This is a genomic window from Pseudomonas sp. B1-22, from assembly GCF_050474425.1.
In the GTDB taxonomy this organism is placed as follows: domain Bacteria; phylum Pseudomonadota; class Gammaproteobacteria; order Pseudomonadales; family Pseudomonadaceae; genus Pseudomonas.
In genome coordinates, this window is the sequence record NZ_JBCHVH010000005.1 from 241,539 (window position 1) to 265,261 (window position 23,723).

12 protein-coding genes and 1 pseudogene are annotated in these 23,723 nt (G+C 63.1%); 3 read left to right on the forward strand and 10 right to left on the reverse strand.

Features of this window, described 5'->3' with window-relative positions; genetic code table 11:
* Nucleotides 1–11: 11 nt before the first annotated feature.
* Nucleotides 12–1,742 carry an autotransporter assembly complex protein TamA gene (locus tag ACQ5BL_RS20130; protein ID WP_243809010.1) on the reverse strand — a complete coding sequence of 577 codons (1,731 nt, stop codon included), beginning with the start codon at nucleotides 1,740–1,742 and terminating at the stop codon, nucleotides 12–14.
* Between the two features lie 68 nt (nucleotides 1,743–1,810).
* Nucleotides 1,811–2,458 (reverse strand): GNAT family N-acetyltransferase, encoded by a 648-nt coding sequence (locus ACQ5BL_RS20135; RefSeq protein ID WP_430293222.1) that lies wholly within the window; start codon nucleotides 2,456–2,458, stop codon nucleotides 1,811–1,813.
* 129 nt (nucleotides 2,459–2,587) lie between these two features.
* Between ACQ5BL_RS20135 and xthA the strand changes: the two genes are divergently transcribed.
* Nucleotides 2,588–3,400, forward strand: coding sequence for an exodeoxyribonuclease III (gene xthA / locus ACQ5BL_RS20140; protein WP_207885501.1), 813 nt, complete (start codon nucleotides 2,588–2,590; stop codon nucleotides 3,398–3,400).
* Nucleotides 3,401–3,460: 60 nt separating this feature from the next.
* Here xthA and ACQ5BL_RS20145 read toward each other — a convergent pair whose 3' ends face one another.
* From ACQ5BL_RS20145 to ACQ5BL_RS20160, 4 genes are all read right to left on the reverse strand, one after another.
* Nucleotides 3,461–4,642 (reverse strand): hypothetical protein, encoded by a 1,182-nt coding sequence (locus ACQ5BL_RS20145; protein WP_430293223.1) that lies wholly within the window; start codon nucleotides 4,640–4,642, stop codon nucleotides 3,461–3,463.
* Between the two features lie 446 nt (nucleotides 4,643–5,088).
* A complete protein-coding gene (locus ACQ5BL_RS20150) occupies nucleotides 5,089–5,712 on the reverse strand; it encodes a response regulator transcription factor (RefSeq protein WP_243809008.1) in 624 nt (207 codons plus the stop codon).
* Between the two features lie 252 nt (nucleotides 5,713–5,964).
* Nucleotides 5,965–7,065, reverse strand: coding sequence for a hypothetical protein (locus ACQ5BL_RS20155; RefSeq protein WP_243809007.1), 1,101 nt, complete (start codon nucleotides 7,063–7,065; stop codon nucleotides 5,965–5,967).
* Between the two features lie 394 nt (nucleotides 7,066–7,459).
* On the reverse strand, nucleotides 7,460–7,954 hold the full coding sequence (locus ACQ5BL_RS20160; RefSeq protein WP_430293224.1) for a hypothetical protein: 495 nt from the start codon (nucleotides 7,952–7,954) through the stop codon (nucleotides 7,460–7,462).
* Here ACQ5BL_RS20160 and ACQ5BL_RS20165 point away from each other — a divergent pair.
* Nucleotides 7,890–9,272: a phosphate ABC transporter substrate-binding/OmpA family protein gene (locus ACQ5BL_RS20165; RefSeq protein ID WP_243809005.1), complete on the forward strand. Its 1,383-nt coding sequence runs from the start codon at nucleotides 7,890–7,892 to the stop codon at nucleotides 9,270–9,272. The two genes, ACQ5BL_RS20160 and ACQ5BL_RS20165, sit on opposite strands and share 65 nt — an antisense overlap.
* Nucleotides 9,273–9,433: 161 nt before the next feature.
* Here the strand turns inward: ACQ5BL_RS20165 and ACQ5BL_RS20170 are convergent, their stop codons facing one another.
* The 4 genes and pseudogenes from ACQ5BL_RS20170 to ACQ5BL_RS20185 form a co-directional block, all read right to left on the reverse strand.
* The gene (locus tag ACQ5BL_RS20170) at nucleotides 9,434–10,387 is read right to left on the reverse strand and encodes a hypothetical protein (protein WP_243809004.1); all 954 of its coding nucleotides are present in this window, start codon (nucleotides 10,385–10,387) and stop codon (nucleotides 9,434–9,436) included.
* Nucleotides 10,388–10,507: 120 nt separating this feature from the next.
* Nucleotides 10,508–11,308 carry an OmpA family protein gene (locus ACQ5BL_RS20175; RefSeq protein ID WP_243809003.1) on the reverse strand — a complete coding sequence of 267 codons (801 nt, stop codon included), beginning with the start codon at nucleotides 11,306–11,308 and terminating at the stop codon, nucleotides 10,508–10,510.
* Between the two features lie 74 nt (nucleotides 11,309–11,382).
* A complete protein-coding gene (locus ACQ5BL_RS20180; RefSeq protein WP_430293265.1) occupies nucleotides 11,383–22,608 on the reverse strand; it encodes a YadA-like family protein in 11,226 nt (3,741 codons plus the stop codon).
* Nucleotides 22,609–22,878: 270 nt separating this feature from the next.
* A pseudogene (locus ACQ5BL_RS20185) lies at nucleotides 22,879–23,223 on the reverse strand (ESPR domain-containing protein); the annotation flags it as partial.
* A 113-nt stretch (nucleotides 23,224–23,336) separates the two neighbouring features.
* Here ACQ5BL_RS20185 and ACQ5BL_RS20190 point away from each other — a divergent pair.
* A complete protein-coding gene (locus tag ACQ5BL_RS20190) occupies nucleotides 23,337–23,576 on the forward strand; it encodes a hypothetical protein (protein WP_243809001.1) in 240 nt (79 codons plus the stop codon).
* Nucleotides 23,577–23,723: the final 147 nt, after the last annotated feature.

Genomic DNA, 23,723 nt, shown 5'->3' on the forward strand with positions numbered 1-23,723 from the left:
ACCCGCCCGGCTCACAGCTCAGGCCCCATGGAGAAGTGGATACGGATGCCGCCGTCCTCGTCGAGACCATCGGCCAGGTCCAGGCGCAGCGGGCCGACCGGGGAGACCCAGCGGATACCGATACCCACGCCGGTCTTGATCGACGGGAAGTCCAGTGAATTGAACGCATTGCCCTGGTCGACGAAGGCCGCCAGCCGCCAGCGCTCGGCAATCGGGTACTGGTATTCGACGCTGCCGGCGACCATGTAGCGCCCACCGATGCGGTCGCCCTCGGAGTTTTTCGGCGACAGTGTCTGGTAGTCGTAACCGCGCACGCTCTGGTCACCGCCGGCGAAGAAACGCAGCGACGGAGGGATCGAGGAGTAGTCGTTGGTGGCGATGCCGCCGAGCTGGATGCGCCCGAGCAAGCGCTGGCCGCCCCAGAAGCTGGTCAGCCCCTTGGCCAGCGCATTGACATGGGCCACATCGGCGTCGGCGAGGAATCCCTGCTTGGCGCCCTTCACATCGAACTGCAGGCGATAGCCGCGGCTGGGATCGACCTTGTTGTCGGCTTCGAGAATCGAATAGCCGATCCCCGGCATGAGGAAGCTGCTCAAGCCCGAATCGTCGCCCAGCTTGTACTCTTCGCGCTGCCAGTTCAGCGACACCACGCGCTGCCAGCCGCTGTCGAGCTTGTGGTGCCATTCGCTGCCGAGGGTGAGGAGCTTGCTCTGGGTGTCCACCAGGTCTTCGTTCTGGTAGCCGCTGAGGAAGCGCAACTTGTCGGTCAGCGGCGGATCCAGCGGAATCTCGTACCAGGCACCGACGTTCTGCCGGGGCGCGGAGACTTCCGCCTCCCAGCCCAGGCTGTGTCCCTGGGGATTGACCCAATGGCGCGTCCAGTTGGCCTTGGCGCGTGGCCCGACATCGGTGGAAAAGCCCAGGCCCAGGCCCATGGTCCTGGGCTTGCGCACCTGCAGGTGGACATTGACTGGAATCACGTCGGAGGCAGCCTTGGCCTGCGGCGCCGCGTCCACGCGCACGCCGTCGAAGTAGCCGGAAGACTGCAGCGCCTGATTGAGGTCGGCGATCAGCTCGGAGTCGTAGGGGGTGCCCTCCTTGAACGGCACCATGCGTTGCAGCAGCTCGTCGTCGAACGGGTAGTCGCCGCTGAAATCGACCTTGCCGAGGGTCGAGCGCGGACCACTGACATACACCAGCTCGATGTCCGCGACACCGGCCACCGGATCGATCCGCAACTGCTGCTGGCTGAACTGGCCACGGAAGAAACCGAAGCGCGACGCCTGGTTCTGGATCAGCCGCTTGGCGTCCTCGTAGGCCCCGTGATTGAGCTGCGCGCCGGGCTTCAGGGCATCGCCGCCGGGCACGCGGAAGCTCTTGAGCTCGGCCGCCGGGCCTTCGATGCGGATGGTGACGTTGCGCAGGTGCACCGGCTCACCGGGCGTCACGTTCAGGAGCAGGGTCGGCGGTTGCCCGTCGCGCACCCGGCTGCGGACGCGCGCCTGGTAGTAGCCCAGTGCCTGCGCGGCTTTCTGCGCCTGCTCTTCGGTGGTGCGCCGCATGCGCCGCAATGCCGCCTGATCACGCTCGCCAAGGCTGCCTACATAGGCCTCGATGTTGGCCTTGAGCGCAGGGGTGGCGGGTGTGATGCGAACGTCGAGATGGGCTTCGGCTGCCAGCGCTCCCTGCAAGCAGAACGCCATCAACAGCAGAAGCCCAAGCAATCCTTGGACAACTCTCATGGCGCGGAATGCTAGCACGGGAAATGGCGATCAAGCCCTTTCCCGGAACGCTGGAATCCTCAAAAACGCTATCCCTGGCTGGCCAGCTGGCTTTCCGGCCTCGGGTTCGGATGGAACAGCACATGTTCCCGGATCGGCCCGAGGGCTACCTCGCCCAGTTCCTCGTAGCAGTGGCGGCGATAGAACTCCAGGTAGCGCGCATTTCCCGTGTCGAGCACCAGTCCCTGGGAACTGCCCTCCTCCGCGCACCAGGCATGCAGCGCATCGAGCAGTTGCTCGCCCAGGTGCTTGCCCTGGAACTCGGGATGGATGCCGATCAGCGGCAGGATGTGGTACGGCCCCGGCGGCAGGCAACCGAGCACGGCGGCGTGGTAGTCCAGGTACCGGCGGGTGCAGCGAAAACCGGTGGTGAGCAGCATGCGCATGCGCCACGCCCAGCTCTCGGTGATATCCAGGCGCTGCTGGGGCGGCGCGATCAAGGCCACGCCCACCAGGCGGTCCTCGCGCAGCAGGCCGATGGCCGGCAGTTCTTCGAGGAAGTGCTGATTGGTCAGCTCGCGCACCGTGGCGCGCACGCGCTGGTCGAAACCGGGGCGGTCGGCCTCGAACAGATAGGCGAAGGTGGGTTCGTGGCGATAGGCGTGATACAGCAGCGAGCGGACTTCGCGGCTGTAGCCGCTGTCGAGCAGGCGCACTTCGGCGGTCGAATCAGGCATGCGGACGCCTCTTGTCGTGGTGTCTTCTGATGGGGAGCGCTCCAGCCACGAAACACTAGCAGCGGCGCGCCAGGGTCGCCAGAATCGGCCACCATGGGCTAGCATCGTTCTTTTGCCAGGACGTCCAGGATGAAAATCGTCTCCTTCAATATCAACGGCTTGCGCGCACGTCCCCATCAATTGCAGGCCATCGTCGAGCGCCATCAGCCGGACGTGATCGGCCTGCAGGAAACCAAGGTCGCGGACGACCAGTTCCCCCGTGCGGAAGTCGAGGCCCTCGGCTATCACGTCCACTACCACGGGCAGAAAGGCCATTACGGCGTCGCCCTGCTCTCCCGCCAGGAACCGCTGGAACTACAGCGCGGCTTCCCCAACGATGGCGAAGATTCGCAGCGCCGTTTCATCTGGGGCACCTTCAAGGATGCCCAGGGCGAGCTGATCACCGTGATGAACGGCTACTTCCCGCAAGGCGAGAACCGTGAGCACCCGGTGAAGTTTCCGGCCAAGCAACGCTTCTACGCCGACCTGCAGGACCTGCTGGAAACCCGCTTCCAGCCCACCCAGCAACTGGTGGTGATGGGCGACATCAACATCTCGCCGGAAGACTGCGACATCGGCATCGGCGAGGAGAACCGCAAGCGCTGGCTGAAGACCGGCAAGTGCAGCTTCCTGCCTGAAGAACGCGAATGGCTGGCACGCCTGAAAGGCTGGGGCCTGGTGGACAGTTTCCGTCTGCAGAACCCGGCAGTGAGCGACCGCTTCAGCTGGTTCGACTACCGCAGCCGTGGCTTCGAGGACGAGCCCAAGCGCGGGCTGCGCATCGACGTCATCCTCGCCTCCGAGGCGCTGCGCAATCGCATCGCCGACACCGGCGTCGACTATGACATCCGCGGCATGGAAAAGCCCTCGGACCACGCGCCGATCTGGCTGCAGCTGAAATAACCCGTGCAAACGACAAAGCCCGGCATCGCCGGGCTTTGTCGTTCTTCGGTCCAACCCTGCTCAGGATTCGTTTGCAACGGTGCCGACGCTCTTGCTGATAGCGCTGTAGGTGGTATTGAAACGCACGGTCTCGTTGAAACCCTTGACGATGGCAGCGAAACGCTCCTTCGCATCGAGCAGTTGCTTGAAGCGTGCAGCCAGGTCGGCGCCCTGACGCTGCAGGCTGACTTCACGCTCATCCAGTTCCTGGGCCCGGGCACGCACCTGGTTCAGCTGACGCTCGATATGCTGCTGCTCCTGTTGCAAGGCCTCGGCGCGCTTGATCGTTGCACGGTCGCGACTCTCCACGGACTCCGCCAGGGCCTGCAGCGCACTGCTGCGCTCGGCGAGGATCGCGGCATTCTGTTCCGCCACGCGCTCGATGCTCTGCTTTTCCTCGTGCAGGCGTTGTTCCTGTTGAGACAGCCGCTCCTCCCGCTCGGCCAGCTGACGTTCGCGCTCCAGGACTTGCATACGCCGCTCCTCGAGCGACTCGCGCATATTCACCAGCTCCAGCTTCTGCTGTGACAAGCCATGCGCCATGCCGGCCAGAGAATCGAGGGTGGACTGTACATCGTGCAGGACACCGTCAGTTTCCACATCCGGGGACTGGAATGCAGTGGGCACGGGTTCCATCGACGCCTGGCCAATGGCGGCATCCGTGCTGACGTGTTCCTGCTGAAGTTGAGCGTGGGCGTTCATGGTGGAAAATTCCTTTTGGGAGAAGAGGGAAAGACCCTGGCTGGAACGGGCGGTCGTTACTGGGCTCGCCGAATGGCTTTCGGATACCTGCGAAATGGCAAGGTCCGCCTCGGGCACCACGGATTCGGATATCTGCGGATCGGGCTGTGCCTGGCGGCCGGCATCGAACGCTGCACCAGAAGCCTCGTGGAGCTGCTGATCTGAAGTCCCGAGGCCAGAGCAGGCGGACTCGAGCTTAGCCAGGTCCTTTTCGAGCATTTCGAATGCATCGATGACCTGCGCAGCGGGAGCTCCATGCTCGTCGGCGCCTAGTGCGTCACCCGAGGCAACCGATTCCTTAGCACGAATGGCGATATGACCCGCCGACAACGAGGCGCGCGGCACATCCTTGGCACGCAGGGACAGGGAAGGCGCGGAAAGGGGTTGAGTACTGCCCAGCTCCCCGCCTGTACCGGATGATTGAGACATGACGGTCTGCACGGACTGCTGGGAGATGGTCATGGCGGGGAAGCTATGCTCCTCCTGTCCTTCAAGCCGCTTCACATGTGAAGTCATGGAACGTCCTACCCTCAGGATGATCGACCACACTCCAGGTTGCGCACGGATCGATGTTCCGATCAGTGCCGGCGACTGGGTGGAGATGCCTTCGATGCTGGTCCCCAGTCGAAGGGCAATCAGGCCGATGCTATGAGCCGATGGGCTGCCCCGCTTATCCGTCGGTTCGACAGTGCAGGACAGGTTTCAGGACAAATTCTTACAACTGCGCCGCGAGAGGAATGTCAGTAGATTCCTGCATCGTCGAAGGATAATTATGCAAGACGGCCGAGCCGCTTCATCGGATGACAGCAAAGGGCCTGCTCTCGATGGCAGGCGGGCCCAGAATCACCAGGCCACTGCGAAGAAAGAGGACACGTATGAACAGGTCCTGAAGGGAGGGAGCTACACCGCTACAGCAATCCAATCTCTTCGCAGATGCTGAACAGCTCGTCCAGGGAGCTGGCGGAAAGTTTGCGCATCAGTTGCCTCTTGTGCTGTCCGACACTCGCCCCGGACAAATCAAGAAGCTCAGCCAGGGAAGACACCGAATTGCCTCGATGCAGTCCATGCAGCACGGCAACCAGATGGGTAGGAAACACCAGCGCGGATTTCAATCTGGGGTCTTCTCCCAATGGCAGCCGCGCATGTTCGGGGAAAATCGTCCCTCCCGCGAGAACGGTCTCGATGGCGCGCCCGATCAGGGCCTGGCGATCATTCATCAGAAGGAAGCCAGACACGCCAGTGCGTATGGCGCGCTGGATATTCAGGGAGGTACCGAGGCTGGAACACACCAGCACCGGCGTAGTTTCTTCGAGCTGCCCCGCACGCCGGAGCATCGCAACCAGTTCCATTCCATGGATATCCGGTAGCTCCAGCGTCACCACGAGCAGGTCGCAATCCCCTGTCTTCAGATGATTCAGCGCCTGCCGTGCCAGCTTGAAATGCTGCTCGCACTGATGGCCGCTGGCCTGCAAAAACCGGCGAATGGTGATGAAATCGCGCCGTGACGGTTCGATGATTACGATTCGGGCCATGTTGCTCCTTGTTGCGAAGGCCTCGTTTCGCCGACTGCGGAGCGAGTCCGACCTGGCGTAGCGACAGCTATCACTGCACAGGCCAAACCCGCAGGGTTGCGCTGAACATTCTGCAAGCGTCGATGACCGCAGCCGGACGAGGTGATGGCATCGGACAATCCCTTGTCCTGAGCAACACCCATCGCATCAGCACGAGCACATCTGCCGATAAGAACGGTCAATGCGTCTCCCCGTACGCATTGGTCCGCAAACTCACTCGATTACGGTTTTGGAAATGGCGGACAGGGTACTGTTGAACTGCACCGTCTCGTTAAAGCTCTTGACGATGGCGCTGAACTTGTCCTTGGCGCTCTGCAATTGCTTGAGCCGCGTCGCCAGTTCCTCACTCTTGCGCTTGAGGGCGCTTTCGCGCTCATCCAGCTCGCTGGCGCGCGCGCGCATGGCGGCCGATTGCTCGTCGATACGCTGTTGCTCGGCCTGGATCGATTCAGCTCGCTTGAGCGTGGCCTTGTCGCGGAGGTCGACCGTCTGGGCCAGATCCTTGAGCGCTTCGCTGCGCTCCGCCAGCAAGCGATTGTTCTCGGCCGCCATGCGATCCAGGTTGGCCTTGGCCTCCTTGAGATGGTTCTCCAGCTGCAGCAAACGCTCCTCCTTGTCGGTGGCCTGGCGTTCGCGCTCCTGCAACTGACTGCTCCATTCGTCCAGCTCCTCCTGCAGGCGCCCAGCAGCCTGTTTTTGCTGGCTCAATCCCTGGGCCATGCCGGCGAGCGAGTTCAGCGTGCTCTGGACATCGGAGAGCACATCGTCCGGATCGGCATCGAGTTGAGGAACGCTCAGTGCAGCCACTACTTCCTGCAGTTCCGCAGAGCTGATCGGGGCGGAGACGCCCGAAATCTCTGCTTCGGGTATCACATCGTGCATTTCAGTCATTACAGATTCCTTCTGGATCAAGTTTCCTTGAAGCATTGCTGCTTCGAGGTTGCTGTTTGCCGCCATGCTGGCGTCCACTGCGGGTGTTACGGGCTTCTCCGGTGGTGTCTCCGCTACCGCACTGATTGCAGCTGCGCAGCCCTCCTCTTCCAGACTCGCCACCATCGCATCGAGAAACTCATACAGGCGTCGTTCATCTGCGGCAGAGACCGAGCCCGGAGAGGGATGCTCGGGAGTGTCCGCAATTTCCGCCACAGCGTTGCTGGACGGAGGGGCCCGGTCCTGTCCGGAAAGGTCCAGCTCGTCACTGGCAGGGGCTGCCTGCGCTTTCTCGGTTTTCTGCCTGGGCGAATCCGGTGCCTGGGCGAAATCTGGATTCAGGCGCATGTCCGCGTTCGCCCGCGATGCGTCGTCTGTTGCCATGAGCCTCGTCGGGGCACTGTCGGGCCGGTCCAGAAAACCTGCCTTTGCCAGCATATGCAGCCAGGACCGTAGAGGCTGCATAGATAGCCTGGTGCCCTGGAGCGTCAATTCATGCGGGGCCGAATAACTCAGAGCATGCCGGCGCCAGGGACGCCCCCAGCCAACAACGGGAGCGTCGTGCACAGTCAGCGAAATCAGCCCGACGCTATGGCCGGGCCGGGCCGTAGGTGGGCTGTGAGCCGAACGGGGTTGAGTCATGATTTCCTTCCAGCGGGGAGGTTGAAACGGCGTAAGTTTCGCTTGGGCGATTAGCCAGCGTTATCAGGCTTTCCTGATCCACCAAGGAAATTTTCCGATCACCCTAGGCGCATCGAATCGCCACATCGCCGCCGGCTCACCCGCGACTCGGCCGCTTTGACGGGAAGCTGTCCACTGAGCGTCTGCGGAAGATGCCTGCCAGATCCAACAGCGTCGTCAGTACGAACAACGGCACGATGAGCATGAGCATCGACGGCACGAACCCGCCGGCCCTGTCCGGCATCACAACCAGCGAACCGGCCATCAGCATGATCGCCAGGATGATCACCAGCTTCATCAGCACCGATGCAAAGTCGACGATCTCGTCCATCTCGATCTCCAGAATCCCCAATACGAGCGCCTGTATACCGACACTGAAAAGGAGCGGAAATCGGAAATTTCCTGCAAGCCGCCAGTCACGTCCGAAGGCTGCGACAACAGCTCTGCACTGCAGCAAAGCGTCATATCGATGCAATGATTCCGACTTAATCTGCCGCGCCATCGATGCCTCAAATGGAAGTTGCTCAATGTCGTACAAGCCGAGCGCCGCCGATGCCCAGGCCTGGCCCGTCACCATCGCCTGGTTGATCATCGGATTCATCTGCTACGCGTTCCCCTGGCAGGCCTTCGCCGCCCTGCCCTCGTCCCAGGGCAGTGAACCGGTGCTGCGCATCCAGGGCTCCAACACCATCGGTGCACACCTGTTGCCGGAGCTGGTGAAGGGCCTGCTGGTAAGCGAGGGCTACAGCAACGTCACCGCCCAACCGGGCACGGCGGAAAACGAACAACGCATCATTGGCCGCAGCCAGGACGGCAGGGAGGCCATCGTCGACCTGGCCGCCCACGGCTCCAGCACCGGCTTCGTCGCGCTCAAGGACAACAGCGCCGAGCTGGCCACCGCCTCGCGCCCGATCAAGGACGCCGAAGCAGCGGGCCTGTCGGCATCGGGCAACCTGCGCAGCGCCAAGGCCGAGCAGGTGATCGGCATCGACGGCCTGGCGATCATCGTCAACCCGGCAAACGCCCTGGAAGAGCTGACCACCGACAATCTCGCGCGCGTCTTCTCCGGCGAAGTGAAGACCTGGGAGGAACTCGGCGGGCGCGGCGGCGCGATCCGACTTTACGCCCGCGATGACAACTCCGGGACCTTCGACACCTTCAAGGAACTGGTGCTGGCCAGCCACGGCAAGACCCTGGCCAACGGCGCGCAACGATTCGAGTCGAGCGACCAGTTGTCCGCGCAGGTCAGCGCCGACCCGCAAGGAATCGGTTTCGTCGGCCTGTCGTCGATCCAGAAAGCCAAGGCGCTGCGTATCGCCGACGGCAACTCCCTCGCGATGCCGCCCTCCACCACACTGATCGCCACCGAGGACTATCCGCTGTCGCGCCGCCTGTACCTCTATATGAAGCCCGAGGAGAGCAACCGCTGGGCCCATGCGCTGTTGCAGTTCGCCCAGGGTGACCAGGGCCAGGCGCTGGTCAGTACGAGCGGCTTCGTCGGGCAGCGTGTCCAGGCGGTGAAAATGGCGCCACGGGCCGGCATGCCGGAGGCGTACCAGACCCTGGCGCGTGATGCCCGGCGCCTGTCGGTGAACTTCCGCTTCCGCGAGGGCAGCGCCACCCTCGACAACAAGGCCCAGCGCGACGTCGATCGCCTGCTGGCGTACCTGCAGCAGAACGGCAAGATGAACAAGCAGGCGGTGCTGGTCGGCTTCGGCGATCCGAAACAGGACCCCGCACGCGCCGAGCTGCTCTCCAAGCTCCGTGCCATGGCGGTACGCCGCGAGCTGGCGAAGGACGGCGTGATTTTCCGTGAGATCAGCGGCATGGGCGATGCCTTGCCGGTTGCGGCCAACAACGACGATGACGGGCGGGTCAAGAATCGCCGTGTCGAAGTCTGGGTCTATTGAGCCTTCCGGGGATCGGGTTCCTGCCCTGGGGCATGGGCGTGTCGAGATCACGGCGATTTCGGCACTGCCCCGGATCAGCTCATCCAGCAAAGCGGCTCGCAGAGACGAAGCGACAGCCCGGCATCCTTGCCGGTTCTTTTCATCGCTTCAAGAGATCGGGCTCAGCGCTTGGCCGGAACCAGCAGCGACTGCACCGAAGCATCGAAATAGGCCACCGGCAGAGCGTATTCCTGGCCCATCAGCTTGCCTTCGCCGAACCACAGCACATCGCTCTGCATCAGGCGCAGGTTGGTCCCGTCGAAGTCGAAGAAGCTGCCATCGCTGCCACGGAACACCAGCGCGCCACCGTCCAGGCGCACGACATCGAAGCGCACTCCGTTGGGCATCTGTACCTTGACCCGTTGCAGGTATACCGGCGCCAGGCGGGTGAACAGCTGCATGGCCTGGTTGCGGTACTCGCCCAGCGTCAGGCCGGGCTCGCGCTGCAGTTGGCTGGCGATCAGCGCGAAGATATCGGCGTTGGCGCGGGCCACGGCCAACTTCACCGGCAGTGCCTGGGACAGGGCCTGGGTATCGAGCTGCTGTTTCACGGTGGTGGGTCTGGCCTCCGGCTTGGCGCCGGGCTTGGCTTTGCCGGCCGGGGCCTTTTCCGTGACCGCGACGCTCTTCATGTACTCGCTGGTATCCGGTGCGAGCATCACGCTGGTGGCCAGGTAGGCGGCACAGGCGCTGGTTTGCCCGGCCTTGTCGCCGTTGACCAGCAGGGACAGCGGGTTGCCGGTCCTGGGCAGCTTGGCCGGGTCAATGCTGCGCTGGCCAAGGAAGGTGTTGACCTGGCCCTGGGTCAGTTCGCCGCGAGCCAGGCCACAGACCTGGCTCATGATCTGCGGGTCGCGCTGGCCGTTGAAGGTGGGCGTCAGGCTGAACACCGCGTTGCGGATGATCGGCAGGGCCGGCAGGTTCAGGCGCACGGCGTCATTGCCGGCGACGGCCGGGGTGTTCGATGACGACGAGGCGGCGGGTTGTTGCACCGCATCCGCGGTGTGCTCTTGCTTGCAGCCGGACAAGGCGGCCGCGCCAACCAGCAGCGCGACGATCAGGGGTTTGAGTTGCATGGAAAGTTCCTCGGAACGTGAGTGGCCCACCGTTTTAAATACGCGGTCCTTCGACGCTTCAATCCATGGACTCAACGGTGGGAGCGGCGACGGCAGCATTGCGCTGCCGTCGCCGTGGGGTTACTGCTGGGTTTGAATGGTGATGGTGGTGCGACGGTTCGGGGCCAGGCATTCGATAACGGCTGCCGACCTCGGCCCCGGGCATTCCACCAGCGGCTCGGCGCTGCCACGGCCATCGACCGAGATAATCGAGCCGGGCACGCCGCGCGAGACCAGATAGTCGCGTACCGCATTGGCACGGCGGAACGACAGCTGGTGGTTGACGTCGGCTTTACCGATGCGGTCGGTATAGCCCACGATCTCGATGGACTGCACCTGCACCTTGTTCATCTTCCCTACCACATCATCCAGGGCAGCGATGCCCAGCGGGCGCAATGTCGAGCTGCCGAAGCCGAAGGTCGCGTCGGCCGACAAGGTGATGTGCTCAACCTTCTTGTCCTCATGCTGCTCGACTACGGCCGGGGCCATGCAATCGGTGGGCAGGAAGTAGAAGGACTGGGCGATCATGTCCTTGTCGAACAGCACCTTGTACTGGCAGACCTTGTCCGGTTGGCCGTTGGGCTGACGGAACTTGAAGATGTAGTCCCACTCGCGGACGAAGAACATGCCTTCGCTGAACTGCGGATGGCCAATCAGCGCCATGATCTGCTTCTTGTCCATGCCCGGGCCGATCTTGCCCAGGTTCTCCAGGTTGACGTAATAGCCCTCGGGCATCGACGCACTATTCACGGCCGGGAAAACCGGCTCAGCGGTCTTGCCCGCATCGTCGACCTTGCTGACCGTGCCGCAGGCACTGAGCAGTGCCAGAGTGGCGGCCGCCAGCGCCAGGCGCAGGCCTGTGTGAGTGAATTGCTTGTACATGTTGAATTACCTCGAATTCGGGTCTGGCAGGGGCCCGGCCTGAGCCGGGCCCCTGGTCATTGGCTAGCGCAGGCTTACCACTGGTAGCCAACACCCAGCGAAACACCAGCATTACCTTGCGAGTCCACGTTGCCGCTGAACTTGGTCACCCACTTACCGTTGTCGGAGATGCGTGATACACCCAACGCCAGGGCCTGTTGGCCGCGGTAGTTGCCGGCACCGAAGGAGGCCATGCTGGCACCCGGTGCGTAGGGTTGCGGCAGGGTTGCGGCCGCCAGGGCACCGGCGATACCGGCGCTCAAGGTGTCGTCCTGCTTGTTCAGGTCATGCTTCAGGTCGCTATAGACGTTGTTGATGGTGTTGTTGATGTCACCGGTGGCCTTGTTCAGCTGAGCCAGGTTCACCGCATCGGTGTCCGCCGTACCGGCCGCCACGTGGGTGATCTGACGCTCGGCACCGGCACTGCCGACCGACACGCTGTTGGCGCGGTCAGTGCTGGCGTTGGCGCCAATCGCCACCGAGTTGCTGTGGGTAGCCCGGGCATTGCTGCCGATGGCCGTGCTGTTGTCAGCCGAAGCCACGGCGCCGGCACCGCCAGCGGTGGAATCCTTGCCGGTGGGCTTAGGCTTGGGCAGGTTCTTGGTGTTGTTCACCTGGAACATGCCGTCCTTGCCTTCGGTGACGTTATTGACCGTGGTGTTGGTCTGGTTCAGCTGCGCCATGTTCACCGCATCGCTGTCGTTCACACCGGCCGCGACGTTGGTAATCTTGGTGCCACCCTGCTTGGTCTCCGAGTTGTAGGTGTCGCCATTGAGCGTCACGCTGTTGTGGGTGCTGTTGTCGTAGGACACCGCGTTGGCAGTGGCCGAGCCAATGGCGCCCTTGAGCTGAGCCACGTTGACCGCGTCGCTGTCGGCGCTGCCGGCGGCTACGCCGTTGATCTGGCGGTAGATACCGTTGTCGGCATCGCCCACGCTCACGCTGCCACGGGTACTGGTGGTTGCGGCAATCGCATCGACCTGATCGGCGCTGGCGCTGGCCGGGGTATACCCCTTCACGCCCGCTTCGACCTTGGCGACCGAATCGCTGCCCAGGGCCACGCCACTCTCGGCCGAGGCCTTGGCGTTCACGCCGGCCGCCAGGGAGTTGTTCCCGGTGGCGCCATCGTTCTTGTAGTTGCCGCCCTGCACACCGTTGTCGTTGACGCTGTAGTAGTGGGTCTTGGACTCCGCGACGGCGTTGTTGAGCTGGTCAACGTTCACCGCATCGGTGCCCTTCTCGCCCGCCGCCACGTTGCTGATGGTGGTGCCCGCGTCGCCGCCAGCCAGGGTGATGTGGTTGTAGTTCACCGTGCCATCCTGGTTGACGTCGTACTTCACCGAGCCCTTGTCCAGCACATTGATATTGTTGTTGATCGTATCGATGGCGGAGTTGGTGGCGAACAGCTGCGAACCGTTCACCGCGTCGGTGCTGTCCGCGCTCAGACGGCCAGGGGCGACGTTGGTGATGGTGCGCTCATAACCCTTGCTGCCCACGGAGACGGTACTGGTGGGAACCGCGCCGGCGAAGCTGTAGGTGTTGCCAGCGATGGTGACACCAGCAGTGCCGACGGCTGCGTCAGTCACTGAGCCTGCGCCCAGGGCCACGTCGCCATTGTTCAAGGCAGCCGAGTAGGCACCCAGCGCTGTGCTGTAGTGACCAGCAGCAACCGCAGACTCACCCGTGGCTACGCTGCCATCGCCCCACGCCAGTGCCTCACGGCCCAGCGCCAGACTGCTGTCACCGACGGAAGTGGCGTTGTAGCCCACCGCCGAGCTGCCCTGACCTTGTGCCGAAGAATCGGACTCAGCCAGACCGGTATCGTTGGTACGTACGTAGCGGATGCCACGGCCGTTGATCTCGGTGTACTCGGTGGTCTGGTCACCGGCGAAGTTGTTGATGGTGTCGCCCAGGTTGGTGACGTTCTGGTTGGTTTCGAACAGCTGCGAACCATTCACCGCGTCGGTGCTGTCGGCGGAAAGCTCGCCAGCGGCCACGTTGGTGATCCTGGTGCCGTTGTCGCCGCCCGCCAGGGTGACGCTGTCGTAGTTCACAGTGCCATCCGGGTTGACGTCGTACTTCACCGCACCCTTGTCCAGGACATTGACGCTGTTGTTGATGTTGTCGATAGCCTGGTTGGAAGCGAACAGCTGCGAGCCGTTCACCGCGTCGGTGCTGTCCGCGCTCAGGCGGCCGGCGGCGACATTGGTGATGGTGCGCTCGTTACCTACGCTGCCGACCGAAACAGTGCTGGTCGGGTTGGCGCCAGCAAAGCTGTAGTCGGTGCCGGCGATGGTTGCACCGGCAGTGCCTACGGCTGCATCAGTCACCGAGCCTGCGCCCAGTGCCACATCGCCTGCATTGTTGGCCTTCGCCTCACGGCCCAGAGCCAGGCTGCTTTCGCCGATAGAAGTGGCGTTGTAGCCCACCGCGGTGCTGCCTTGACCTTGTGCCGAAGAATCGGACTCAGCCAGACCGGTATCGTTGGTGCGGACGTAGCGGATGCCACGGCCGTTGATCTCGGTGTACTCGGTGCTCTGATCACCAGCGAAGTTGTTGATGGTGTCGCCCAGGTTGGTGACGTTGGTGTTGGTCTCGTTGAGCTGAGACATGTTCACCGCGTCACTGTCATCCACGCCGCGAGCGACGTTGGTGATCTTGGTGCCGCCAGTCTTGGTGGTGCTGTTGTAGGTATCGCCACCCAGGGTGACGCTGTTGTAGTTAACAGTGCCGTCCGGGTTGACGTCGTACTTGACCGCGCCCTTGTCCAGGTTGTCGATGTTGATGTTCAAGCTATCGATAGCCGAGTTGGTAGCGAACAGCTGCGAACCGTTCACCGCGTCAGTGCTGGTTTCGCTCAGGCGGCCAGCGGCAACGTTGGTGATGGTGCGCTCGTTACCTACGCTGCCGACCGAAACAGTGCTGGTCGGGTTGGCGCCAGCAAAGCTGTAGTCGGTGCCGGCGATGGTTGCACCGGCAGTGCCTACGGCTGCATCAGTCACCGAGCCTGCGCCCAGTGCCACATCGTTGGCGTTGTTGGCAACGCTGTCGTGGCCCAGAGCAAGGCTGCTCTCGCCGCTGGAAAGAGCGTTGTAGCCCATCGCGGTGCTGGCATAGCCCTGTGCGAAGGCATCGCCCAGTTCATTGCCAGCATCGTTGGTGGCGGCATAGCGAATGCCACGGCCGTTGGCCATGGTGAACGCATCGCCCTGATCGCCCGCGAAGTTATTGAGCGTCACGTTAGTGGCGTTCAGCTGCGAACCGTTGATCGCATCGGTGCTATCTGCACTGATGCGGCCTGCCGCCACGTTGGTGATGGTGCGCTCATGGCCCACGCTGCCGACCGAAACGGTGCTGGTCGGGTTGGCACCGGCAAAAGCGAAGTAAGTGTGATCAAGGGTTACACCTGCAGTGCCCACCGCTACGTCAGTGGTAGAGCCTGCGCCCAGAGCCACGTCTCCCACGTTGTTGGCCTTGGCTTCACGGCCCAGCGCCAGGCTGCTTTCCCCGATGGAAGTGGCGTTATAGCCGACCGCCGTGCTGCCCTGGCCCTGTGCCGAAGAATCGGACAGTGCCAGACCGGTATCGTTGGTACGGACATAGCGGATGCCACGGCCGTTGATCTCGGTGTATTCGGTGCTCTGGTCACCGGCGAAGTTGTTGATGGTGTCGCCCAGGTTGGTGACGTTCTGGTTGGTTTCGAACAGCTGCGAACCATTCACCGCGTCGGTGCTGTCGGCAGAAAGCTCGCCAGCGGCCACATTGGTGATCTTGGTGCCGTTCTCGCCGCCGGCCAGGGTGACGCTGTCGTAATTGACAGTGCCGTCCGGGTTGACGTCGTACTTCACCGCGCCCTTGTCCAGGTTGTCGACATTGATGTTCAGGTTGTCGATGGCCTGGTTGGAAGCGAACAGCTGCGAGCCGTTCACCGCGTCGGTGCTGTCCGCGCTCAGGCGGCCGGCGGCGACGTTGGTGATGGTGCGCTCTTTGCCCACGCTGCCTACCGACACGGTACTCAGCGGATCAGTACCGGCGAAGCTGTAGTCGGTGCCGGCAATGGTGGTGCCAGCGGTGCCTACGGCTGCGTCGGTCACCGAGCCTGCGCCCAGAGCCACGTCACCTGCATTGTTGGCCTTGGCTTCACGGCCCAGCGCCAGGCTGCTTTCGCCGATGGAAGTGGCGTTGTAGCCGACCGCCGTGCTGCCCTGGCCCTGTGCCGAAGAATCGGACAGTTCCAGACCGGTATCGTTGGTGCGGACGTAGCGGATGCCACGGCCGTTGATCTCGGTGTACTCGGTGGTCTGGTCGCCAGCGAAGTTGTTGATGGTGTCGCCCAGATTGGTGACGTTCTGGTTGGTTTCGTTCAGCTGCGAACCATTCACCGCGTCGGTGCTGTCGGCAGAAAGCTCGCCAGCGGCCACGTTGGTGATCTTGGTGCCATTCTCGCCGCCGGCCAGGGTGACGCTGTCGTAATTGACGGTGCCATCCGGGTTGACGTCGTACTTCACCGCGCCCTTGTCCAGGTTGTCGACATTGATGTTCAGGTTGTCGATGGCCTGGTTGGAAGCGAACAGCTGCGAGCCGTTCACCGCGTCGGTGCTGTCTGCGCTCAGGCGGCCAGCGGCGACGTTGGTGATGGTGCGCTCGTTGTCCACACTGCCCACGGAGACGGTGCTGGCCGGGTTGCTACCCGCGAAGCTGTAGTCGGTGCCGGCAATGGTGGTGCCAGCGGTGCCTACGGCTGCGTCGGTCACCGAACCTGCGCCCAGGGCTACGTCATTGGCGTTGTTGGCCACAGCGCCCATGCCGATAGCCACGGCGTCCTGGCCAATGGCCTGGGAGTCGTCGCCGGTGGAGTTGGCGTGGAAGTACTTGGTGCCGGTGTTGTAGATGTTGTTGACGGTGTCGCCCAGGTTGGTGACGTTCTGGTTGGTTTCATACAGCTGCGAACCGTTCACCGCGTCGGTGCTGTCGGCGGAAAGCTCGCCAGCGGCCAGGTTGGTGATGGTGGTGGCATCGCCGCCGTTGTTCAGGGTCACGGTGGTGTGCGTGCTGTCGTCGTACTGCACGGCATTTTCGGTGGCCGAGGTCAGCTGCGAGACGTTCACAGCATCGGTGGCGTCAGTGCCAGCGGTCAGGCCGGTGATCTTGCCCGAGCCATCGGCATTGATGGTCACGTCACCGAACTTCGGCGCGTCGGCCATCAGCAGTTGCAGGTTGCCGTTGGCGTCCACTTCGGTCTTCAGGTTGTTGCCCGAGTAGGAGCCGGCGGTGCTGCCCACGCCTTCGATGGTGAAGGTGTCGCCCAGTTTCTTGCCAACCGAACCGCTGTTACCCGCGAAGGTGATCGGAGTGTCGGCCAGGTCATTGAGCTGGGAAACGTTCACCGCGTCGGTGTCGTTCACGCCAGCAGCCACGTTGCTGATGGTAGTGCCGTTGTCGCCCGCCAGGGTGACGCTGTTGTAGTTCACAGTGCCATCCGGGTTGGTGTCGTACTTCACCGCGCCCTTATCCAGAACCTCGATGGCCTGGTTAGAAGCGAACAGCTGCGAACCGTTTACCGCGTCAGTGCTTTCCGCGCTCAGGCGGCCGGCAGCGACGTTGGTGAGGGTGCGTTCAAAGCCAGCGGTGCCCACGCTCACAGTCGCAAGCGGTTTGGTGCCAGCGAACTGGTAGGTGGTGCCGTTGATAGTGACATCGCTCGTACCGACAGCTTCGGAAGCCACCGAGTGAGCACCCAGCGCAACGGAGTCTACGGCGTTTGCCTGTGCCAGGGTGCCCAGTGCCAAACCATGATCGGCGCTGGCAGCACTGCCGCGGCCAATTGCGATGGCGCTCATGCCTGCGGCATTAGCGTTTGCAGCGATTGCCACCGAGGATTCGTCACTGGCGACTGCGTTTTCACCAATCGCGGTGCTACGGGCGCCGCTAGCCTGCGCGCCAACGCCGGCCGCCAATGCGTTCAGCCCAGTCGCACCGTCATTGTTGAAGTTGCCACCCTGTACACCGTTGTCGTTGACGCTGAAGTAATGGGTCTTCGCAGCATCCACGCTGTCGTTCAACTGGCTGACGTTCACCGCATCGGTGTCGTTTACACCGGCTGCGACGTTGGTGATGGTGGTCGAGTCGCCGCCCTTGTTCAGGGTTACGCTGGTGTGCGACGGATCGTCGTACATCACCGCGTCGGCCACGGAGCCAGCGGCAGCGGCCTTCAACTGAGCCACGTTGACCGCATCGGTATCTTCCGCGCCAGCCGACAGGCCGGTGATGCGGCGATCGCCAATGTTCACTTCACCGGTAGCAGTACCGCCTACCAGATAAGCCTGGCTGCCCAGGGTCGAACCATCGGCCAGGGAGCCTGCGCCCAGGGCAATGCTGCCGTCGTGGCTGGCCACGGCGCCCATGCCGATGGCCACCGAATCCACGCCCGAGGCAACCGAGTCCGCGCCGGTGGAATTGGCGTGGAAGTACTTGGTACCGGTGTTGTAGATGTTCTCGACCTGATCGCCCAGGTTGGTGACGTTCTGGTTGGTTTCGTACAGCTGCGAACCGTTCACCGCGTCGGTGCTGTCAGCGGAAAGCTCGCCGGCAGCCAGGTTGGTGATGGTGGTCGAATCACCGCCCTGGTTCAGGGTTACGGTGGTGTGGGTGCTGTCGTCGTACTGCACGGCATTTTCGGTGGCCGAGGTCAGTTGCGACACGTTCACCGCGTCGGTGGCGTCAGTGCCAGCGGTCAGGCCGGTGATCTTGCCCGAGCCATCGGCGTTGATGGTCACGTTGCCGAACTTCGGCGCATCGGCCATCAGCAGTTGCAGGTTGCCGTTGGCATCCACTTCGGTCTTCAGGTTGCTGCCCGAGTAGGTACCAGCCGTGCTGCCCACGCCTTCGATGGTGAAGGTGTCGCCCAGCTTCTTGTCCACCGAGCCGCTGTTGCCGGCGAAGGTGATCGGGGTGTTGGCCAGGTCGTTGAGCTGGGAAACGTTCACCGCATCGGTGTCGTTCACGCCAGCGGCCAGGTTGCTGATGGTGGTGCCTTCAGTGCCGCCGGCCAGGGTGACGCTGTTGTAGTTCACAGTGCCATCCGGGTTGGTGTCGTACTTCACCGCGCCCTTGTCCAGGTTATCGACATTGATGTTCAGGTTGTCGATGGCCTGGTTGGAAGCGAACAGCTGCGAGCCGTTCACCGCGTCGGTGCTCTCCGCGCTCAGGCGGCCAGCGGCGACGTTGGTTATGGTGCGCTCGTTGCCCACGCTACCCACGGAGACAGTGCTGGTCGGATTGGCGCCGGCGAAGCTGTAGTCGGTGCCGGCGATGGTGGTGCCAGCGGTGCCTACGGCTACGTCAGTCACCGAATCGGAGCCCAGGGCTACATCGTTGGCGTTGTTGGAAACAGCGCCCTTGCCGATGGCCACACCACCATTCAGTAATGTATTCGCACCGCTCCCCAAGGCTACCGAATCATCGGCGGCAGTCATGGAGCCGGAACCGAGCGCCATGCTTCTGGAGCCATTGGCACCGCTGCCAGAGCCCAGAGCGAGGGCGTAATCACCGGTAGCCTGAGCCGAGTCCCCGACGGCAACTGAGGACTCACCTTGGGCATTCGAGCTACTCCCCAATGCCGTCGAGCTGACGCCAGAAGCCTTGTTGTTTATCCCGATTGCCGTGGCCCAAGTACCTGATGCATCAGAGCCTGTACCAATTGCGGTAGACGCCAACCCGCTGGCTTTGGCCATGCGACCCAGCGCGATGCTCTGTTCGCCGGAACTTTTGGCGACTTGGCCAATCGCTACCGACGTACTCCCTGTCGCACTACTCGACTCGCCAATAGCACTGGCGGAGGTCGTCGCATACGAGTTTTTACCCATGGCAACCGCACTGTTACCCGCTGCAACAGCACCGATACCTGCCGCCAGGGCGTTCGCCCCGGTAGCGCCATCGTTGTTGTAGTTGCCGCCCTGTACGCCATTGTCGTTGACGCTGTAGTAGTGCGTCTTGGCGCTGTCGATGCCGCTCTTGAGCTGGCTGACGTTCACGCCGTCGGTGTCGGCGACACCGGCTTGCACGTTGGTGATCTTCTTGCTGCCGGCATCGATGCCGGCCACGGTCACGCTCGGGCCATTGGTGATCACCAGGCCGCTGTTATCCAGCCTGGAATTGCCGATGGTCAGGCTGCCAGCGGAAGACAGGTCCAGGTTCTTGTTCAGCTGAACGCCCACGGTGCCGGCATCCTGCGCGCCACCGGCCGTCACGGTGACATTGCTGTCGCCGCTGAAAGTGACCTTGCCGTTGGGGCCGACGTTGGCAGTGTTGCCATTGGCGTCCTCAACGTTCCAGCCCGCGTTGACGGTGTTATTGATGTTCTCGATGGCGCTATTGGTCGCAAACAGCTGCGAACCGTTCACCGCGTCGGTGCTGGTCGCGCTCAGGCGGCCGGCGGCGACGTTGGTGACGGTGCGCTCGTTGCCTACGCTACCCACCGAAACGGTGCTGGTCGGGTTGGCGCCGGCGAAGCTGTAGTCGGTACCGGCAATGGTGGCGCCAGCGGTGCCTACGGCCGCGTCAGTCACCGAGCCTGCGCCCAGGGCTACATCGCTGTTGTTCTTCGCCTGGGCTCCCTGACCCAGGGCGAGGCTTTCCACTCCATTGGCCAGCGAATCGGCGCCCAATGCCGTGGAGCGTTCGCCCATGGCCTGTGCATTGGCACCTGCCACCGTTGCCCCCAGGGCGCCGGCGTTAGCACCGCTACCCACGGCAACGGTAAAGTCGTTACCGGCTTGCGCCGCATTGCCCACCACGGTAGAGGCATAACCTGTCGAGCGCGAGCCATTGCCCACCACGATGGAATACTCTCCCGTGGTTTGGGCATTCTGGCCAAGCGCTAGGGACGAATCGGCACCTGCCAGGGAGCTGGCGCCCATGGCGAGCGTATAGTTCCCCGTCGACTGTGCATTCTGACCAAAGGCCAGAGCGGAGTCGCCGGACGCAACCGAATCCGACCCAACAGCTACGCTGACACGGCCAGTGGCCGAAGAATTGCTGCCCAGCGCTACAGAGGAGAAGCCTTCCGCTGCTGCGGACTGGCCCACGGCGATGCTGTCTTCCGTGCTGGCCACGGCACTGTTGCCCAGCGCCATGCTGCTGTCGCCTTTGGCGAGGCTGTCGGTACCCAGCGCAACCGAGTAGTCCGCCGAGGCATTGCTCAGATACCCCATGGCCATACTGTCGGTACCCGAGGCAGATGCGCCAATGCCGCCAGCCAGGGCATTGAGCCCCGTAGCGCCATCGTTGTTGTAGTTGCCGCCCTGTACGCCATTGTCGTTGACGCTGTAGTAGTGCGTCTTGGTGCTGTCGATGCCGCTCTTGAGCTGCGCCACGTTGACCGCGTCCGTGTCGGCTGCGCCGGCCGCCACATTGGTGATCTGGCGCGTAATGCCATTGCCGCCCACGCTGACCGCGCCGGCCGTGCTCACCCAGGTCGAACCGGTGTTGGTCGAAGCCTTGCCCGTCGTGGGGTCGTAGCCGGCCACCCCAGCGGCTGTGTTGGCCACCGAGTTGGTACCCAATGCCACGCTGCTGTCGGCTGATGCCGTGGCGCCATAGCCAATCGCCGCCGAATACGAATACTGGCCAATGGTCTTGGCATACGGACCAATGGCCAGGTTGGCTGCGCCGTTGCCGGTATCGGACTGGGTGCCGATGGCCACGGAATTGAGCTTGAGGGCCTGGGCCCCGCTTCCGATCGCCACGCTGGAGCCGTCGGGGAGGCCAGCACCCGATGTCGTGCCCGCCGTACCGCTGATCGCGCCATTGCCGATCGCGATGGCGCCTATGTTACGGGAGGCTGCAGCATTGCCGACCGCCACCCCGTTGTCGGCACCCGCAACTACGGAGGCACCCACGCCAGCCGCCAGGCCATTCACAGCCAGGGCGCCATCGTTGTTGTAGTTGGCACCCGTAGTGCCGCCATCGTTCACGCTGTAGTAATGCGCGGCGTTGACGGTGGCACTCTTGAGCTGGGAAAGGTTCACCGCATCGCTGTCGGCGGTGCCGTTGGCGACGTTGGTGATCTTCTTGCTGGCGGCATTGATGCCAGCGGTGGTCACGCTCGGGCCGCCGGTGATGGTCAGGCCGGTGCCGTTGATGAGGGTGTTGCCGCCGATGGTGGTGCTGGTGAACACCGGCGCATCGGTCATGGTGATGTTCAGGTTGCCCGACGCATCGACGTTGGTCTTCAGGTTGGCGCCGGTGTAGGTGCCGGCGGTGGTGCCAGCGCCCTGGACGGTCAGGGTCTGACCCAGTTGCTTGGTAGTGCTGCCGATGTTGCCTGCGAAGGTCAGCGGGTTGGTGGTGGCTGAGGTCAGCTGGTTGACGTTCACCGCATCGGTACCGGCGGAGCCGGCGGCGACGTTGGTGATCTTCTTGCTGGCACCATCGATGCCAGCGGTGGTCACGCTCGGGCCGCCGGTGATGGTCAGGCCGGTGCTGTCGAGCTTGGTGTTGCCGCCGATGGTGGCGCTGGTGAATACCGGCGCATCGGTCATGGTGATGTTCAGGTTGCCGGACGCATCGACGTTGGTCTTCAGGTTGGCGCCGGTGTAGGTGCCGGCGGTGGTGCCCGCGCCCTGGATGGTCATGGTACTGCCCAGGACCTTGGCGGTGCTGCCGCTATTACCGGCGAAGGTCAGTGGAGTCGCCATGAAGGACTTCAGCTGGGCGATGTTGGCCACGTCAGTGTCCGCCGAACCGGCGGCGACGTTGGTAATCTGGCGGGTGGCGCCGTTGCCGCCCACGCTGACCGCGCCTTGAGTGGCCTTCCAGGTCGGGGACGTGCTGGTGGAAGCCTTGCCAGTGATCGGATCAAAACCGGCAACCGGGCCGGCATTGGCCACGGAGCTATCACCCAGTGCGATACCACCAGCGGCGGTTGCTGTAGCACTCGTACCCAGCGCCATGGAGTTGGCGCCGGTTGCCGAGGACAGCGAGCCGATAGCCATGGCGTTGTTCTTGTTGGCGAGCGCCTGCCCGCCGATGGCGGTGGCGTAGTTGCCAACGGAGGTGGCGCCGTTGCTGATGCCATCGATTGAGCCGCCGATGGCCATGGCGGAAAGACCAGTGGCCGACGCGTTAAGACCGATGGACTGTGCCCCGATGCCATTGCTGGTGGCGCCGGAGCCGAAGGCGATCGCCCCACGCTGCTGGGTACCTGCCGCCACGCCAAAGGCGATACTGTCCTGGCCACCAGCGGATGCGGCGGTACCCACGGCAAAGCCTCCCATTGCCGTTGCAATGGAGTAGTTGCCAATAGCTATCTGATAAGAGTTTGTGACGGCGGATGCATGGTCACCAATTGCGATGTTGGCAAAATCAGTGGTGGCGTTTCTTCCCAGCGCTGTGGCGGCCTCATTTTTCCCGACTGCCGCCGCTTCGTTTGCACGTCCAGCAAACTGCCCTGCTACAACAGAGGCTGTTCCTTTGGCGTACGAGTTTGCACCGACTGCCGTGGCACCGTCATAGGTAGCACTGGCATACACGCCCAGAGCTGTCGCATTGTTCTGCGTGGCATTCGACCCCCAACCAACGGCAGTACTGCCCGTTGTTCCCGGCCCCGTGTTGGCCCATCCCCCCAGCGCGGTGTTAGTGGCCTCACCTCCGTCTGTAGAGCCCGGGCCATTCACTACAGACCCCGGGTTGACCGTCCATGCGCTGGCTTCACTCGAGGCCAGAATGGCCACCATGGCAGTTGCCGCAATGCCGCCAACGCGGGCCAGCGTGCGCCGTGTACCGGTCTTCCCCTTCCCTTTGGCCGTGGCGAATTCACACGCGACCACCCAGGCGTTGAGTGTCGCGCTCCAGACGAGACGATAGATCTTGTTCACGATAAAACTCCTACGACCCTCTCGGGCCGGTTGAATTGCCCGAGTGGTTAACGGGATGCGGTATGCGGCGCGCGGGTGCGTTGTGCGGGGCGCGTGGCGGAAACGAAGGGCCGGTGGGCGAGATCGTCAAAACGGAACGCAGCCGCTGCCTGGACCATTGCGGCCAAGGCTTCGCCAGAGATCAGGGACGGCTGATCGCGGCGATTCAGGGCCTGCGGAGCAGGCTGGCGGTGGGAGGTTTTGCGGCAGGTTTGCGCGGCGTTCATGGCGGTTTCGGCACAGGTTTTTTCGATGTGCCAAGGTTAAAAATCCGCCGATTTCCAAATAATCAGGACTCCCACAAGAGCCTGTAGGAGATTTCTGGTAACACTGGTATGGATGCCCGTGGGGAGCCGGCGTCTCACTTTCGCAAAGGCCCTGAAACGCCTGATTGACGGGTCGATTTGCGCTGAAACTTCCGCTGCCCGATAAGGCGAGCCGACAGACGTTTCCCTCGTTTT